We start from the raw sequence: 15,742 nt of genomic DNA, 5'->3' as shown, positions 1-15,742 counted from the left end.
GCCGTTCAGCGCCGCGCCAACGCCCTGCCCGTCCACAGCCGCTGGCCGAACACATTGAGCAGCAGCCCGGCCATCACCACCGCCGCGCCCGCCCACTGCGCGCCGGACAGGTCTTCGCCGAGCAGCAGGTGCGCCGCCACCAGCCCCACCACCGGCACCAGCAGTGTCAGCGGCGCCACCTGGCTGGCGGGGTAGCGCGTCAGCAGCCGGCCCCACATGGTGTAGCCGAACACGGTCGCGGCGAAGGCCAGGTACACCACCGCGAACACACCCATGCCAGACACGTGCGTCACGCTCTGCACGATCCGGTCCGGCCCCTCTATCCACAGCGACAGCAGCGCGAACGGCACGATCGGGACCAGCGCGCCCCAGATCACCAGCCCAAGCAGGTCCACCGGCCCGATCTTCTTGCTGACGATATTGCCGCTGGCCCAGCAGAACGCCGCGCACAGTGTCAGCACGAAACCGGCCACGCTCATGCCGCCGGCGCCTCCGGCAGCGCCCGAGCCGATCAGCGCCAGCCCGCCGGCCGCGACCGCCATGCCGGCGAGGTTGTGCCAGCGCACCGGCTCGCCCAGCCACAGCGCGGCGATCGCCAGCGTGAAGAAGGCCTGCGACTGCAGCACCAGCGACGCAAGCCCCGCCGGCATGCCCACCGCCATCGCGTAGAACAGGAAGGCAAACTGCCCCAGGCTGATGGCGGCGCCATAGGCCAGCAGCAGGCGCCACGGCACGCGCGGACGCGGCACGAAGAAGATGGCGGGGAACGCTACCAGCAGGAAGCGCAGCGCGCCCAGCAGCATCGGCGGCACGCCCGCCAGCCCGACCTTGATGACGACGAAGTTGACGCCCCAGACGCAGATGATGGCGAGGGCGAGGAGGCGGTCTCTGGCTTGCATGGGGGCGCGGCTTGCTTTGGGGTGTCGACTGGAACCCCGAGGGTAGCAGCGCCGGCACGCCCGGCATTGCACGTTCTTGCGGTTTTGTACGGGCGGCGGCGCGTGGCTGGCCGCCCGCACCGTCGTCGCCCGCTACCCCAGCATCTCCGCCCAGATCGTCTTCGCCCACGCCAGTGCGTAATCGCCTTCGAGCGTGTTCGGCGCCGCCGACAATCCCCCCGAGCCCGGCACCGTGACCATGGTCTTCTGCGCGCCATCGTAGCGATGGACGCTGGCCACGTGCACCGCCTCGCGGTCGGAAGTAAAGCTGTAGCAGGTGTTGTTGTACAGCGGCTGCGGGTCAGGCGCGCGGCCGGACAGCAGCGCCACGATGGCGGCGGCCGCGACCTTGCCGTGCTGGTTGGCCATATGGCCGGACTTGGGCATCAGCGGCGCGATCTGGATGGCGTCGCCGATCACGTGGATATTGGGTGCGGCGACCGACTCGAAGCTCAGGAAATCCACCTCGCACCACTTGCCGTTGGCGGTTGCCAGCCCGGCCGATACCGCGATCGCGCCGGCGCGCTGCGGCGGCAGCACGTTGAGCACGTCGGCGCGCTCGTCGTCCTGCACGTCGAATTTAAGCGTGCGCGTGGCGGGATCGACATCGACCGTGTTGTACTGCGGCCGGTACTCGACCATGCCCTGGTACTGCGTGGCCCAGACCTGCCGGAACAGCGCCGCCTTGGAGGTGATGTCCGGGTTCGCGTCAAGGATCAGCACCTTGCTGCGGGGCTTGTGCCGCCTGAAGTAATGCGCGACCTGGCAGGCACGCTCGTATGGGCCGGGCGGGCAGCGGTACGGCGCCAGCGGGATGGTGATGGCGTAGGTGCCGCCGTCCGGCATGGCCTCGAGCTGGCGGCGCAGCGCCACGGTCTGCGCGCCGGCCTTCCAGGCGTGCAATACCTGGTCGCCGCCGGGCTGCTTGAGGCCGGGCAGCGCGTCGCTCATCATGTCGACGCCGGGCGACAGCAGCAGACGGTCGTACGGCAGCGTGCCGCCGCTCGCGAGGCGCACGGTGCGCTGGCCCGGATCGATGGCGACGGCGGTATCCCGCACCAGCCTGACGCCGTGGCGGCGCACCAGCGCGTCGTACGGCAGCGTGATCTCCGCCATCTGCCGGCTGCCGCCGATCACCAGGTTGGACAGCGGGCAGGAGATAAAGGCCGGGTTGGGCTCGACCAGCGTCACTTCGATCGCCTGGCCGCTCCATTCGCGCAGGTAGCGCGCCGCGGTGGCACCGCCATAGCCGCCGCCGACCACCACCACTTTTGCCGGTGCCGCGGCGCGTGCCGCGCGCACGCCGACCGAACCCAGCACTGCGGCGCCGGCGGCGCCCAGGAAGCTTCGTCTTTGCATCGCGTTCCCCTGTCAGCGCACCGCGGCAAACCACGCCGCGATCGCCGCGACCTGCTCGTCGCTATAGCCCCTGGCGATCTGGTGCATCACCGTCGCGGGGCGCGTACCGGCCTTGAAGGCCTGCATCTGCGTGACCAGTTCCGCCTGCGGCCGTCCGGCCAGCGACGGAATCGGACTGCCTGCTGGTGCGCGGCCGGCGGGGCCGTGGCAACTGGTGCAGGCGGCAGCCTGGCTGCGCGCGCGCAGCGCGGTATCGGTGGTTGAAGTAATTGAGGCAGGCGTGGGGGCGACGGCATCGGCCAACGCGGGCTGGGCGCCGCACAGCACGCACGCCAGCAGCGCCAGCCGCAGCAGCACGGCAGGCCGGGGGATGGTTGTCATGGGTCTCGCTCCGTGTAGGACCGGCGCAGGCATCCGCGAGGGGGGCGCGGCCAGCGTGGCAACCGTATCACATCGGCCACGGACGGTGTGCAGCGAAAACCGCAGAATGAAAAACGGCGCCCGCATGAACGGGCGCCGCGAACAACAGGCGTCGGGCAACAGGACCGCAAGGGCCCCTGCTCAGGGCAGGTTGCGTCCCGGCGGCAGCGTCACCGGCGATGTCACCGGCGCCGTGACCGGGCTGGTGGTGGCCGCACCCGCGCCGGCCGGCGCATCGATCGGACCGCCCACACCCGGCACCGACTGCACCGGCGCCGGCGTGCCGATATTGCCGCCACTGCTGTCAAGCGACGGGTTCTGGGCGGTCGAGGCCGCGTCCAGGCGCGCGCGCTCGGTGTCGTTGACGTAGTCGAAGGCCTTGACCACCTTGGTCACGCCCGAGGCATTGCGCGCCACGTCGGTGGCGCGGTCGCCCTCGGCGGTGGTGACCACGCCCAGCAGGTAGACCACGCTCTTCTCGGTGGTGACCTTGATCGAGTTCGACGGCACGCCGTCGGCCGTCATCAGCAGCGTCTTGACCTTGCTGGTCAGGAAGGCGTCCTGGCTCTGGGTCATGAAGCCCGGCGAGCTGACGATCTCGAGCTCGTTGATCACCACGCGCGCGTTGGGCAGGCCGCGCACATACTTGTCGATCTCCTGCTTGACGCTGTCGCTGGCGGCTTCGCCGGTCAGCAGCACCTTGCGGTTGAACACGGTCACGTTGACGCGCGCCCGCCCGCTGTAGCGCGTGTTGATGGTGTTCTCGGCCTCGAGCTGCAGGCCGCGGTCCACCGTCTGGGTCGCGGCGGGGCGGCGGTCGGTGGCCATGGCCACGCCGGTGCCCATGGCGCCGGCGATCACCGGGAAGCAGCCGGCGAGCTGGGTGGCGCAGACCAGCACGGCCGCGGCAGCCAGCGTGGCACGTGCAAAGCCGGCAGTGCGGGAGGGCTGGTGCGAGCCGGCGCCGGTCCGGGATTCATGCGTAGTGGTCAGGTTCGTCATGCGGTCCTTGCTGTGGCTGGATGTTGGGAAATAGGCGGATCTGCAAACAGGCGGTGGCATCAGGCTTCGCCGAGCAGTGCCTCGTCGATGCCGTCGCACAAACAATGCAGGGTCAGCAGGTGCACTTCCTGGATGCGCGCGGTGCGCTCGCTGGGCACGCACAAGTGGATATCGAATTCGTCTAGCAGGCCGCCGATGGCGCCGCCACCCTTGCCGGTCAGCGCGATCACGGCCATCTCGCGCTGGCGCGCGGCCTCGATGGCGGCGATCACGTTGGCCGAATTGCCCGACGTGGAAATCGCCAGCAGGATGTCGCCGGGCTGGCCGAGCGCCTCGACCTGCTTGGAGAACACCTTGCTGAAGTCATAGTCGTTGCCGATCGCGGTCAGGATCGAGCTGTCGGTGGTCAGCGCGATCGCCGCCAGGCCCGGGCGCTCGCGCTCGAAGCGCCCGACCAGTTCGGCGGCGAAGTGCTGCGCGTCGGCCGCCGAGCCGCCGTTGCCGCAGGCCAGGATCTTGTTGCCGCTGGTCAGCGCGCCGACCATGCGTTCCACGGCGGCGTCGATATAGGGGGCCATCACTGCCGCGGCCTGTCGCTTGGTCTCGGCGCTGTCTAGAAATTGTTGCTGGATACTGTCGATACTCATGGCTCGGTGGGCCTTTCTGTTGCCAATGCGGCCCGGAGGCGCGCCCGCGATCCCGATATTGAGACGGATCGCACGTCAGCGCGCATTATGAACCAGCCCCGGCGGCATCCACGTCAAAGGCGTGCTGCAGCCACTCCAGGCGCCCCGCTTCCAGCGCCACCACGTCGAAGCGGCACGGCGGCGCCTGCGCCAGTGTGGCCAGGTAGTGCGCCGCGGCCAGCAGCACGCGGCGCTGCTTGGCCGGCGTGACACTCGCTGCCGCGCCGCCAAAGCCCCGGCCGCTGCGCTGGCGCACCTCCACGAACACCAGCGTGCCGTCCGGCGCGCGCATCACCAGGTCGATCTCGCCGCCTTTGCAGCGATAATTGCGAACCACGGGCTCCAGGCCCTGGCGCCGCAGGTGCGCCAGCGCCCGGTCCTCGGCCTGCGCACCGCGCGCCTGCGTGGTGGATTTGAATGATGGCATCACCGGAAGTTCTCAATGAGTGACTGGATCACGCTGGCGGCCAGCCAGTCCTACCCCGCCGGCACGCTGTACGTGGTGGCCACGCCGATCGGCAATGTCGCCGACCTGTCGCTGCGCGCGCTGCATGTGCTCGGCCTGGCCGACGCCGTGGCCTGCGAAGACACCCGCAATACCGGCCAGCTGCTGTCGCGCGTGGGCCTGCAGCGGCCGCTGGTGGCCGTGCACGAGCACAACGAGCGCGAGGCCGCCGGCCGCATCGTCGCGCGCCTGGCCGCAGGCGAGCGCATCGCCTATGTCTCGGATGCGGGCACGCCCGGCATTTCCGATCCCGGTGCGCGCCTGGTCGAGGCGGTGCGCGCGGCCGGCCAGCCGGTGGTGCCGCTGCCTGGCCCCAGCGCCGCCGTCGCCGCGCTGTCGGTGGCGGGCGAGATGCTCGATGCCGGCGAGGGCCGCTTCACCTTTGTCGGCTTTCTGCCGAACAAGCCGAAGGCACGCGCCGAGGCGATTACCCGGCTGGCGACGCTGGACCACGCCTGGGTCTGCTATGAGGCGCCGCACCGTATCGCCGACACGCTGGCGGCGCTGGCCGCCGGCCTGCCGGGCGAGCGCCGGCTGCTGGTCGGGCGCGAACTGACCAAGCTGTTCGAGGACATCGCGGTGCTGCCGGTAGCGCAGGCGCCGGCCTGGCTGGCAGCCGACCCGAACCGGGCCAAGGGGGAATTCGTGCTGGTGGTGGAAGGCGCCAGCCCCGCCGCTGCGGCCGACGGCCAGCCGGATGCCGAAGCGCAGCGCGTGCTGGCGCTGCTGCTGGCCGAGCTGCCGGCCAAGCGCGCCGCCAAGCTGGCGGCCGCGATCACGGGCGCCGGCACCGATGCGCTTTACCAGTTGGCGCTGGCGCAGCGTTCGGGGGACACGCAGGAATAAAGCGAGGAATAAGGCGGCCCGGGCCTGCTCCCGGGCTGGGGGAGAAGAAAGTAACGCAGAGGTGTCAGCGCGCGGTGGCATGCCTCGGCGCTGCAGTCGTCAGCGGCGCTTGCGCTTGACCGTCTTGCCGCTGGCCTTGGTCGACTTGCGCGCCTTGGCGGGCGCCAGCGAGTCGGCCAGTTCCGGCACCGACACGTCGTCGTCGCCGCTGCCATCGCCGGCTTCAGTGCGGCCGGCATCCATCTGCGGACCCAGTGCTGCGACTTCGGTCCGGGTCAGGCGGCGGATTTCCACCTGCGTGGCGCCGCGCTCGACAAAACCCAGGCGGCGCGCGCCGGCGTAGGACACGTCCAGCACGCGCTTGCCGTGGTAAGGCCCGCGGTCGTTGATGCGCAGCACGGCCACCTTGTTGTTGCGCAGGTTGCGCACCAGCACCCAGCTATCAAGCGGCAGCGACGGATGCGCCGCGGTCATCGCGCGCATGTCGAAACGCTCGCCGTTGGCGGTCTTGCGGCCATGGAAGCCCTTGCCGTACCAGGAGGCGACGCCGCGCTGCTCGAAGGTGCCGATGTCGGCGCGCAGGCCGTCAAGCGAGCTGCCGGTGCGGCCTTCGTCCGGATCGTAGCCAAACAGGTTCCAGCTGCCGCTGTCGCCATTGCGCGCGGATTTGTCGGCATCGGCGCGCTCGCTGCGCTCGGTGCGATCGTTCCGCGCGGTCTTGCCGGCGTTCTTCGCCGCGCGCGTCGGCACGGCGCCGGAGGTGTCGGCAACCCCTGCGCTGTCGCCTTCAGGCGGCGTGGCACAGGCGGCCAGCACCAGGGCACATGCGGTGCATGTCCCGAGCTTGGCCAGCTGTTGCCAGCGCTTGGTGAGGGCGGAGATACTTAGCATGGGCGCGAGTCTAACATTGACTACTGCTGACTATGGCTTTCAATTTGTTACGAAATCTGTGCGATTTCGCACCAACGGGGCCTATCTGCCCGCAATCCTAAGTGTGGCAAGGGATTGCGGCCGAAGGCGGTCCATGCAAACGAGTGGCATATAAATCTCATTCTGTGCCTCACCGCGGGCGCCATGCAGGGGGCGTTACAATGCTGGGCACGATCCGCCGTCCGTGCGGTCTCCACCGGCACCGCTGCCCAACAGGCGTCCGGATCACAACTGAACGCCATGAAAGTCCTGCTTATTCCCGTCACGCCGTTCCAGCAAAACTGCTCGCTGCTGATCGATGAAAGCACCGGCCGCGCCGCCGTCTGCGATCCCGGCGGCGACCTCGAACGCATCCGCGCGGCGGTAAAGGAGCAAGGCGTCACGCTGGAAAAGATCTTCCTGACGCACGGCCATGTCGACCACTGCGCCGGCGCCGCGGCCCTGTCGCGCGAGCTCGGCATCCCCATCGAGGGCCCCCAGCAGGACGAGCGATTCTGGATCGAGCAACTTCCCGAGCAGACCCGCCGCTTCGGCTTCGGCCACGCCGAGACCTTCGAGCCCGACCGCTGGCTGGAGAACGGCGACACCGTGCAGTTCGGCAATGAGACCCTGGAGGTCTACCACTGCCCCGGCCACACCCCTGGCCATGTGGTGTTCTTCTCGCGCGCCAACCGGCTTGCGGTGGTGGGCGACGTGCTGTTCGCCGGCTCGATCGGCCGCACCGACTTCCCGCGCGGCAACCACGCCGACCTGATCCGCTCGATCCGCACGCGGCTGTGGCCGCTGGGCGAGGACGTGACTTTCATCCCCGGCCACGGCCCGGTCTCGACCTTCGGCGAGGAACGCCGCAACAACCCGTTCGTGGCCGACCACCTGATCGACGTGGGCTGACGCGATGGCCAAGCGACAGGCGCCAGATACCCGTCCCGAAATCTACGTCAGCACCGACGTCGAGGCCGACGGCCCGATTCCGGGCCCGCATTCGATGCTGTCATTCGCGTCGGCGGCGATGCTGGCGGACAAGACCGTGGTCAGCACCTTCTCGGCCAACCTCGAAACGCTGCCCGGCGCCGCCGGCCACCCGGTGCAGATGCAGTGGTGGCAAACCCAGCCCGAGGCCTGGAGCGCCTGCCGGCGCGACCTGCAGCGCCCCGAGGACGCCATGGTGCGCTACGTGGAGTGGGTCGAGAGCCTGCCCGGCAAGCCGGTCTTTGTCGCCTTCCCGGCCGGTTTCGATTTCACCTGGATGTTCTGGTACATGATGCGTTTTGCCGGGCGTTCGCCGTTCGGCTGGGCGGCGCTCGACATCAAGACGCTGGGCTTCGCGCTGACCGGGCGCCCCTATCGCAAGAGTGTGAAGGCCGCCTTCCCGGCCGAATGGCATGATCCGCTGCCGCATACCCATGTGGCGCTGGACGATGCGCTGGAACAGGGCGCACTGTTCTGCAACATGCTGGCCGCGCTGCGAGAACGCGAGGCGGCCATGGCTGGCGGCGCTCCAGACAACGAAGAACGCGCAAGCGAGCCCTCACCTCCCTCGCCGTAAAGGGAGCCGGTTACCGCACCGCAGCAACCGCAGCGGCACATCCCTTGCAGACTCCCGCTCACACACCTGACGTCAGCCCGCCTATATTAGAAGTGGATATGGCGCACCGGGCGAAACGAGCCAACAGATTATCCGGCGCCTTTGCGCAAACACGTCATATACCGTTTGAGCCCTGTTGCCCGGCCAGCGCGGCGCCTGCCGAGGAGGTGTCGATCATGCGTTTCCCTACCGACCTGCACTTGAGAGACCTGGCCGGCCGGATCCATTGGCCGCATGCCACGCGGACCCCCCCGTCCATCACCCATCACCACACCTCGGATGAGGACGCCGAAGTCGCCAAGGCCACGCTATACGTCAGTACGGTGACGCTGGTGGTGCTGCTGGTCGTGCTCGCGGCCATCGCTTTCGGTCAGGAGGCCATGCACTGGCTGGGTGTTCATTAAGACGACCCGCCTGAAGCAGTTTGTCTCGCAGACCGGCCGGCCCCCACCCTCAGTGGGGGCCGGTTCTATTCGGGCCGGGCTTTTGCAGCTCAGGCCAGCAACCGGGCCACGTTCTCCGGCGGCCGGCCGATCGCGGCGCGGCGGTTGCGCACCACCACCGGGCGCTGCAGCAGGATCGGATTGTCGGCCACCGCGGCCAGCAGCTCGGCATCGGTCAGGCCGGGGTCGGCCAGGCCCAGCTCGGCATACGGGGCTTCGTTGTCGCGCAGCATCTCGCGTACCGGCACGCCCAGCATGGTGTGCAACTGGCGCAGCGTCGACAGCGACGGCGGGTTCTTCAGGTATTCGACGATCTCCACCGGCTCGCCCAGCTTTGTGGCGGCGGCCTCGACCAGGGCCAGCGTCTCGCGCGACTTGGAGCAGCGTGGGTTGTGGTAGATGGTGATCATGGCAGGTCCTTTCTTGTCGTTTTCTGTGTGCCCCGGCCCGGGGCATAAGCACTGATGCGGTGCAAATCCATCCGCACTATATACAACACAATGGCGCAGTGGCGAGCCCGCACGCCGATATACGAAGATGTGTCCGGCACGCATCCTGCGTTGCTACAAGCCTCTGCATCCGGCAGCCAAGCCTGCTTCTTCCGATGACCTCCGCCACCACCCTTCCCGCGCATCCTGTCGCCGCCCGCAAACCCTTCTCGCTGCGCGACGCCACCCCCGCCGACGTTGCCGCCATCCACGCCATCTACGCGCATCACGTGCTGCACGGCCGCGCGTCGTTCGAAGAGGTGCCGCCCACGGTCGACGACATGCATCTGCGCTTTGCCGAAGTCCGGCGCAAGGACCTGCCCTACCTGGTGGCGGAGCGTGACGGCGAGGTGCTCGGCTACGCCTACGCCTCGGCATACCGTGCTCGCAGCGCGTACCGCTTTGCCATCGAGGATTCGATCTATATCGACCACCGGCGCGTCGGCGAAGGCCTGGGCCAGGCGCTGCTGGCCGAACTGATCGCGCGCTGCGAGACCGGGCCGTGGCGCCAGATGGTCGCCGTGATCGCCTGCACCGCCGGTGGCGGGGGTGCAGGCTCGCTGGCCGTGCATGAACGGCTGGGCTTTCGCACTGTCGGCCGGCTCGAGGCGGTGGGGTTCAAGCACGGACAGTGGATCGATACGGTGCTGATGCAGCGGGTGCTGGGGGCTGGGGGGGCGAAGACGCTGCCGGAGTAAGCGGAATCGGCCTCTGCGACTTCAGACATGTTTACCGTAAGAAAACGCCACAATCTCCGTGGCGTTTTTTTGTTGTTTCAAGGCCAGGCTGCCGTTGACAGCCAGACGCTTTACTTCATCAGATCCGACAACGCCAGCGCCACCACCTTGGTCGCCCGGTTCAGGTCGTTCAGCCGCAGGTTCTCGTCAGAGTTGTGGCCACGCGCCTCCATCAGCGTGCGCGGACCGGCACCGTACAGCACGGTCGGGATGCCGCGCTTGGTGTAGTGGCGGGCATCGGTGTACAGCGGCACGCCCTGCACAGGGATCTCCACGCCGAACACCGACTCGGCACGGCTCTTCAGCGCACCGATCAGCTTTTCCACGCCCGGCAGTTCCGCGAGCGGCTCGGCCAGGATAATGCGCTCGACCTTGACCTCGATGCCCGGACGGTCCCTGGCGGCCTTCTCCACCACGGCGCGGATCTCGCCCTCGGCGTCGAAGCCGACTTCTTCGGGGATCATGCGGCGGTCGACGCGGAAGGTCACCAGGTCCGGCACCACGTTGGTGTTGATGCCGCCCTTGATCAGGCCGACGTTCAGCGTGGCGGTATCGATGCCGGGCACCTTGGACTTGCGCGTGGCCAGCTCGGCACGCAGGCCGTAGATGGCTTGCAGGATGTGGGTGGCGGCCTCGATTGCGTCGACGCCGGTGTGCGGCATGGCGGCGTGGCCCTGCTTGCCCTTGACCGTCACCTCGACGTGCAGGCAGCCGTTGTGCGACGACGTGATGCCATACGAGAAGCCGGCCGAAATCGCGTAGTCGGCCTTGCTCAGGTTGTTGTCGAGCAGGAACTTCGGACCGATGTCGCCACCGGTTTCCTCGTCATAGGTGAATTGCAGCTCGACCGCGCCGTTGATCTTCGCCCCCTGCTTCTCGGCTTCCATCAGCGCCAGCACGGCGTAGGTGTAGGTGGCGAAATCCGACTTGGACACCGCCACGCCGCGGCCATACATGACCGGGCCGTGTTCGCTGTCGGCAATCTCGCCGCCGTACGGATCCTTGGTCCAGCCCAGGCCCGGGGGCACCACGTCGCCGTGGGCGTTCATGGCGATGGTCGGGCCGCCCGTGCCGAACTGCTTGCGCACCACCAGGTTGGTGGCGCTGATCATGCCGGCCGCCTTCACCTGCGCGTCGGGCACCTTGTGCGCCTCCACCGTGAAACCCAGGCCCTCCAGCAGTTCCTTGGCGCGCTTGCCGTGCGCGTCGCAGTCACCGGCGGGGTTGTCCGAGGGCACCTTGACCAGTTCGGCCAGGAAGGCTTCCTGTTCCGGGCGGTGCTGGTCGATGAACTGCGTCAGCGTGGTTTCGATGGGGTTCATATTGTCTCGTGCGGTCATGACTTGTTCTCGTAACTACTCAGGAGGGTTCGGGTAGGGTTCCGGGGCGTGCGCGCTTACTGGGGCAGCCGGAAGTTTTCGACGAAATCGCTGAACACGCGCGCGGACAGGGCTGCATCCTCGGCGGTCATGGTTTCGGTGGGATGGTGGCTGATGCCACCGTTGCCGCAGCGCACGAACAGCATGGCGACATCGGCGATGGCGGCAATGGCCATGGCGTCGTGGCCAGCGCCCGACGGCAGGTGGCGCACCGGCACGCCCTGGCGGGCGATCGCGGCGGCCCATTGCTCTTGCAGCCACGGGGCGCACGGCACGCTCCTGGCCTCGTGGGTCTTGCGGATCTGCGCAAGCACGTTGCGGCGCGCGCACACGCGCTCGATCTCGGCCAGCACGTCGCTGACGGCGGCCTCGCGCTCGGCGTCGATGCCGGAGCGGATGTCAATGGAGAACACCGCATGGCCGGGCACCACGTTGGTGGCGCCGTTGGGCACGTTGAACTGGCCGACGGTGCCGACCAGGCCCGGTTTGCCGCCGCAGCGCTTCTCGATAAAAAGGCCGATCTCCGCGCCGGCCATCGCCGCGTCGCGGCGCATGTCCATCGGCACCGTGCCGGCATGGCCGGCCAGGCCTTCGAGTTCGACGATGAAGCGCGTGGCACCGGAGATCGCGGTCACCACGCCTACCGGCAGGTTTTCATTGAGCAGCACGGGCCCCTGCTCGATATGCACTTCGACGAAGGCCAGCACCTTGCCGGGGTCATGCTTCGCGGCCGGCAGCGCGGCGGCATCGAAACCCGCCTCGCGCATCACCTCACGCATGGTCTTGCCGGCGTCGTCGACATTATCCAGCACATTGTTGTCGAAGGTGCCGGCGATGGCGCGGCTGCCCAGCAGCGTGGCCTTGAAGCGCACGCCCTCTTCCTCGGCAAAGCCCACCACCTCGATCGCAAACGGAAAGCGCTTGCCCTGGCGGTTCCACTCGGCCACGCAGGCGACCGGCAGGATCACGCCGAGGTTGCCGTCGTAGCGGCCGGCATCGCGCACGGTGTCGAAGTGAGAGCCGGTCAGCAGCGCCGGCGCGTCGGGCGAGGTGCCCTCGTAGCGGCCGATCACGTTGCCGGCAGCGTCACGGCGCACCGTCATGCCGGCCTGCTGCATCCATTCGGTCAGCTGCGCGGCGGCGCCGTGGTGCGCGTCGGTCAGGTAGGTGCGGGTGAGCATGCCGGGCTGCTCGGTATGGACGGCGAGGGCGTCGGCCCAGCCCATGATGCGCGTGCCCACCTCTGCGGCTGTGGACGGCGACGGAATTGCTGCCATGCGTTGTCTCCTGCTGGAAGTGCGTGGTTGCCACGGCGGGTGATCCGGCGTGCCTGCCGGCGTCTGCCGGGGCCAGCCGGCGCGGGCATGGCGCCCGTGCCGAAGCTCTATTCTGTGCGATTCATGTTAGCACAGTGAATTCAAAAATTGCATACAAAAATGATATGCACTATATTCGGTTTCACGTTCAGACAATCTGCTTCGGACAATCCGTTCCGGACAGCGGATTGCGTGGATACCGCCCCAACAGGGGGGCTGTCCGCGAGGTGGCGAGCTTCCGACCTGGGAGCCGCGCACGGAACGTAAGGCCGGCAGCCCACCCGCCAGCAGAGCAGTACGGGGGCAGCCGGTGATTCCTGGATCAGATGGGCCAGCCAGCGCCAGCCAATGGACAGGCGCGGGACGGGCCCGGCACGGAGACAACCATGCAGCACGCAGTTCCCTCGCAGCCCCGCCCGGGCACCCCACGCCTGCACACCCGCTTTACCCGCTCGCTGTTCGGCCAGGTGCTGATCGCACTGGTGCTCGGCACCGCACTCGGCCTGCTTTTCCCTGAATTCGCCGCCAAGCTCAAGCCGCTCGGCGACGCCTTTATCAAGCTGATCAAGATGCTGATCGGCCCGATCGTGTTCTGCGTGGTGGTGGCCGGCATCTGCGGCGCCGGCGAGCTGAAGAAGGTCGGCCGCGTCGGCATCAAAGCGGTGGTGTATTTCGAGATCGTCACCACTATCGCGCTGGCGCTGGGCATCGTGCTGGCCTATGTGTTCCAGCCCGGCGTCGGCATGAATGTCGATCCGCGTTCGCTCGACGCCTCGGCCATCGCCGGCTTTATCGACAACGCCACCAAGGTGAAGGACCAGGGCACGGTCGACTTCCTGCTCAAGCTGATCCCCAACACGGTAATGGGTGCGTTCGCCAACGGCGACGTGCTGCAGGTGCTGCTGGTGTCGATCCTGTTCGGCTGCGCGCTGTCGCTGGTCGGTGAGCCGGGCAAACCGCTGGTGCGCCTGATCGACACCTTCTCGCACACGCTGTTCAAGATGATGGCCTTCATCATCAAGCTCGCGCCGCTGGGCGTGCTGGGCGCGGTGGCCTTCACCGTGGGCAAGTACGGCATCGGCTCGCTCAAGCAGCTTGGCTTCCTGGTGTTCCTGTTCTACGGCGCGGTGATTGTGTTCGTGCTGGTGGTGCTGGGCACCATCATGCGCGTATGCGGCTTCTCCGTGATCAAGCTGATCCGCTACCTGCGCGCCGAACTGCTGGTGGTGCTGGGCACGGCCTCGTCGGACAGCGTGCTGCCGCAGGTGATGAAGAAGCTGGAGTTCATGGGCATCAAGAAGTCGGTGGTCGGCCTGGTGATCCCGACCGGCTACTCGTTCAACCTCGATGCGTTCTCGATTTACCTGACGCTGGCCGCGGTATTCATTGCGCAGGCCACCAACACGCCGCTGGCCATGGCCGACCTGCTCGGCATCCTGGCGGTGGCGCTGGTCACGTCCAAGGGCGCGCACGGCATTCCCGGCTCGGCCATCGTGATCCTGGCGGCGACGCTGTCGGCGCACCCCGCCATTCCCGCGATCGGGCTGGTGCTGGTGCTGTCGGTGGACTGGTTTATCGGCATCGCGCGCGCGCTCGGCAACCTGATCGGCAATTGCGTGGCAACCGTGGTGGTGGCCGCCTGGGAGAAGGATATCGACCGTGAACGGGCCCATGGCGTGCTCAACGGCACCATCACCGCCACCGACCTCGACGCAGGCCTGGCAGCGATGGCTGAAGACGGCGCCGCCGGCGGTTCGCCGGCCGCCGTGCCCGGGACCGCCGCGGGGCGCTAGAATCACGGCATCTCCCCAACCGCGCAGCCTCTGCGCAAGTGCGCTGCCATGCCCGAGCATATCGATCCTGACATGACCGCCGAAGCGATCGCCGAAGACATTGTCGCGGCGATCGTCTCGCACCGCCTGCCGCCCGGCACCAAGCTGCGCGAGGAGGCCCTGGCCAGCGTCTACCGCGTGAGCCGCACCAAGGTGCGCGCGGCGCTGCTGATGCTGTCCAAGGACAAGGTCATCCAGATGGTGCCGGACAAGGGCGCGTTCGTTGCCAAGCCCAGCGCGGAAGAAGCGCGCGAGGTCTTCGCGGTGCGGCGCATCCTGGAGGCGGCGCTGGCGCGCGAATTCGTCGCCAGGGCGACCCCGGCGGACTACAAGCGCATCGACAAGCACCTGGCGGCCGAGCGCAAGGCGCTGGCCGGCAACGACGCGCAGGTGCGCACCCGGCTGCTGGGCGACTTCCATATCGTGCTGGCCGAGGTGGTCGGCAACAGCGTGCTGACCGAGATGATGCGCGAGCTGTCGACGCGCAGCGCGGTCATCACCATGCTGTACCAGTCGAGGCGCGATGCGGCGTGCTCGTCGGATGAGCACCGCGAGTTCATCGAGGCCGCGCGTGCCGGCGATGTCGAGCGCGCGGTCGCGCTGATGGTGGACCATCTCGGCCATGTCGAAGGCGCGCTGCATTTCGAAGAGACCGCACCTGTGTCGCGCGGCAAGGACCTGGTGGCGGCGCTGCTGGCCTGAGCGGTGCGCCTGGCCAGCGCTTGATGTGAGTCAAAGCACCGGCCGACGCCTGCGCGCACACTTGTCCTCGCCATGAAGACGCGGGGGCGCACTTCATGAGCACTCTGCCTTCCGCGCCTCATCGCCGGGAGGCTGCCCGCACGCTGCAATGGTGTGCGGGCTTTCTTTTTTCTGAGGACTGGGTTTCGCGCGGCTGAACCGCGATCGCTGCGCGCGGGCTCCTGGTCCCGTCCCCGGACCCGTCCGCGCTTCCCTCTTTCCCTTTCCAGCCAGCGCTTTGCGGCGATTGCGGCCGCGCTGACGGTGCCCCCGCCGCGCTCGCACTATTGCGCCGGCGGCGCTCCGCCATTGCCGGCTGCGCGCGTGATCGAATCCCGGCTTCGGGTTAGGATGCCGGTGGCCCGCACCAGAGGCCAGCGCCGCCGCCGGGGCATCCCGCCGCGCGGACGCATACCAGAACATAGAAATGGAGACCCGCCATGCGCGACCGCGCCACGCCCGCCCGGCAGCTACGCCGCCGGCGCTAGCACACCTCCCTCGCTGCACGCCCCGCCATGGTCTTGTCCGATACAAG

17 protein-coding genes are annotated in these 15,742 nt (G+C 68.2%); 7 read left to right on the top strand and 10 right to left on the bottom strand.

Features of this window, described 5'->3' with window-relative positions:
- Positions 1–5: 5 nt before the first annotated feature.
- The 6 genes from AB1I47_RS05400 to AB1I47_RS05375 form a co-directional block, all read right to left on the bottom strand.
- Positions 6–899, bottom strand: coding sequence for an EamA family transporter (locus AB1I47_RS05400; protein ID WP_354682742.1), 894 nt, complete (start codon positions 897–899; stop codon positions 6–8).
- A 132-nt stretch (positions 900–1,031) separates the two neighbouring features.
- The gene (locus tag AB1I47_RS05395; RefSeq protein ID WP_354682741.1) at positions 1,032–2,297 is read right to left on the bottom strand and encodes an NAD(P)/FAD-dependent oxidoreductase; all 1,266 of its coding nucleotides are present in this window, start codon (positions 2,295–2,297) and stop codon (positions 1,032–1,034) included.
- Positions 2,298–2,309: 12 nt separating this feature from the next.
- Positions 2,310–2,678, bottom strand: a complete 369-nt coding sequence (locus AB1I47_RS05390) for a c-type cytochrome (protein WP_354682740.1) — start codon at positions 2,676–2,678, stop codon at positions 2,310–2,312.
- Between the two features lie 180 nt (positions 2,679–2,858).
- A complete protein-coding gene (locus AB1I47_RS05385; protein ID WP_354682739.1) occupies positions 2,859–3,719 on the bottom strand; it encodes a BON domain-containing protein in 861 nt (286 codons plus the stop codon).
- A gap of 59 nt (positions 3,720–3,778) precedes the next feature.
- Complete coding sequence (locus tag AB1I47_RS05380; protein ID WP_354682738.1) at positions 3,779–4,366, bottom strand: phosphoheptose isomerase; 588 nt, start codon at positions 4,364–4,366, stop codon at positions 3,779–3,781.
- 85 nt (positions 4,367–4,451) lie between these two features.
- The gene (locus tag AB1I47_RS05375) at positions 4,452–4,832 is read right to left on the bottom strand and encodes a YraN family protein (RefSeq protein ID WP_354682737.1); all 381 of its coding nucleotides are present in this window, start codon (positions 4,830–4,832) and stop codon (positions 4,452–4,454) included.
- A 15-nt stretch (positions 4,833–4,847) separates the two neighbouring features.
- On the opposite strand from AB1I47_RS05375, the gene rsmI reads away from it, so the two are divergent.
- A complete protein-coding gene (gene rsmI, locus AB1I47_RS05370; protein ID WP_354682736.1) occupies positions 4,848–5,756 on the top strand; it encodes a 16S rRNA (cytidine(1402)-2'-O)-methyltransferase in 909 nt (302 codons plus the stop codon).
- Positions 5,757–5,855: 99 nt separating this feature from the next.
- On the opposite strand, the gene AB1I47_RS05365 is transcribed toward rsmI, so the two are convergent.
- A complete protein-coding gene (locus tag AB1I47_RS05365) occupies positions 5,856–6,647 on the bottom strand; it encodes a septal ring lytic transglycosylase RlpA family protein (protein WP_354682735.1) in 792 nt (263 codons plus the stop codon).
- 279 nt (positions 6,648–6,926) lie between these two features.
- Between AB1I47_RS05365 and AB1I47_RS05360 the strand changes: the two genes are divergently transcribed.
- From AB1I47_RS05360 to AB1I47_RS05350, 3 genes are all read left to right on the top strand, one after another.
- A complete protein-coding gene (locus AB1I47_RS05360) occupies positions 6,927–7,577 on the top strand; it encodes an MBL fold metallo-hydrolase (RefSeq protein ID WP_354682734.1) in 651 nt (216 codons plus the stop codon).
- Between the two features lie 4 nt (positions 7,578–7,581).
- Complete coding sequence (locus tag AB1I47_RS05355) at positions 7,582–8,232, top strand: 3'-5' exonuclease family protein (protein WP_354682733.1); 651 nt, start codon at positions 7,582–7,584, stop codon at positions 8,230–8,232.
- 215 nt (positions 8,233–8,447) lie between these two features.
- Entirely contained in the window at positions 8,448–8,675 is a 228-nt protein-coding gene (locus tag AB1I47_RS05350; RefSeq protein ID WP_354682732.1) for a hypothetical protein, read from the top strand.
- Between the two features lie 89 nt (positions 8,676–8,764).
- Here the strand turns inward: AB1I47_RS05350 and arsC are convergent, their stop codons facing one another.
- The gene (gene arsC / locus AB1I47_RS05345) at positions 8,765–9,124 is read right to left on the bottom strand and encodes an arsenate reductase (glutaredoxin) (RefSeq protein WP_354682731.1); all 360 of its coding nucleotides are present in this window, start codon (positions 9,122–9,124) and stop codon (positions 8,765–8,767) included.
- A gap of 194 nt (positions 9,125–9,318) precedes the next feature.
- On the opposite strand from arsC, the gene AB1I47_RS05340 reads away from it, so the two are divergent.
- The gene (locus AB1I47_RS05340; RefSeq protein WP_354682730.1) at positions 9,319–9,900 is read left to right on the top strand and encodes a GNAT family N-acetyltransferase; all 582 of its coding nucleotides are present in this window, start codon (positions 9,319–9,321) and stop codon (positions 9,898–9,900) included.
- Positions 9,901–10,010: 110 nt separating this feature from the next.
- Here the strand turns inward: AB1I47_RS05340 and AB1I47_RS05335 are convergent, their stop codons facing one another.
- Both AB1I47_RS05335 and AB1I47_RS05330 read right to left on the bottom strand, forming a co-directional pair.
- Positions 10,011–11,279: a M20/M25/M40 family metallo-hydrolase gene (locus AB1I47_RS05335; protein ID WP_354682729.1), complete on the bottom strand. Its 1,269-nt coding sequence runs from the start codon at positions 11,277–11,279 to the stop codon at positions 10,011–10,013.
- Between the two features lie 56 nt (positions 11,280–11,335).
- A complete protein-coding gene (locus AB1I47_RS05330; RefSeq protein ID WP_354682728.1) occupies positions 11,336–12,595 on the bottom strand; it encodes an allantoate amidohydrolase in 1,260 nt (419 codons plus the stop codon).
- A gap of 425 nt (positions 12,596–13,020) precedes the next feature.
- Between AB1I47_RS05330 and AB1I47_RS05325 the strand changes: the two genes are divergently transcribed.
- Both AB1I47_RS05325 and AB1I47_RS05320 read left to right on the top strand, forming a co-directional pair.
- Positions 13,021–14,427: a C4-dicarboxylate transporter DctA gene (locus AB1I47_RS05325; RefSeq protein ID WP_354682727.1), complete on the top strand. Its 1,407-nt coding sequence runs from the start codon at positions 13,021–13,023 to the stop codon at positions 14,425–14,427.
- 48 nt (positions 14,428–14,475) lie between these two features.
- Entirely contained in the window at positions 14,476–15,168 is a 693-nt protein-coding gene (locus AB1I47_RS05320) for a GntR family transcriptional regulator (protein ID WP_354682726.1), read from the top strand.
- The last annotated feature ends 574 nt before the right edge of the window (positions 15,169–15,742 follow it).

Origin of the sequence: Cupriavidus necator, from assembly GCF_040578825.1 — a bacterium.
Taxonomy (GTDB): Bacteria; Pseudomonadota; Gammaproteobacteria; order Burkholderiales; family Burkholderiaceae; genus Cupriavidus; species Cupriavidus necator_E.
This window is presented reverse-complemented; position numbering and strand designations above follow the sequence as displayed.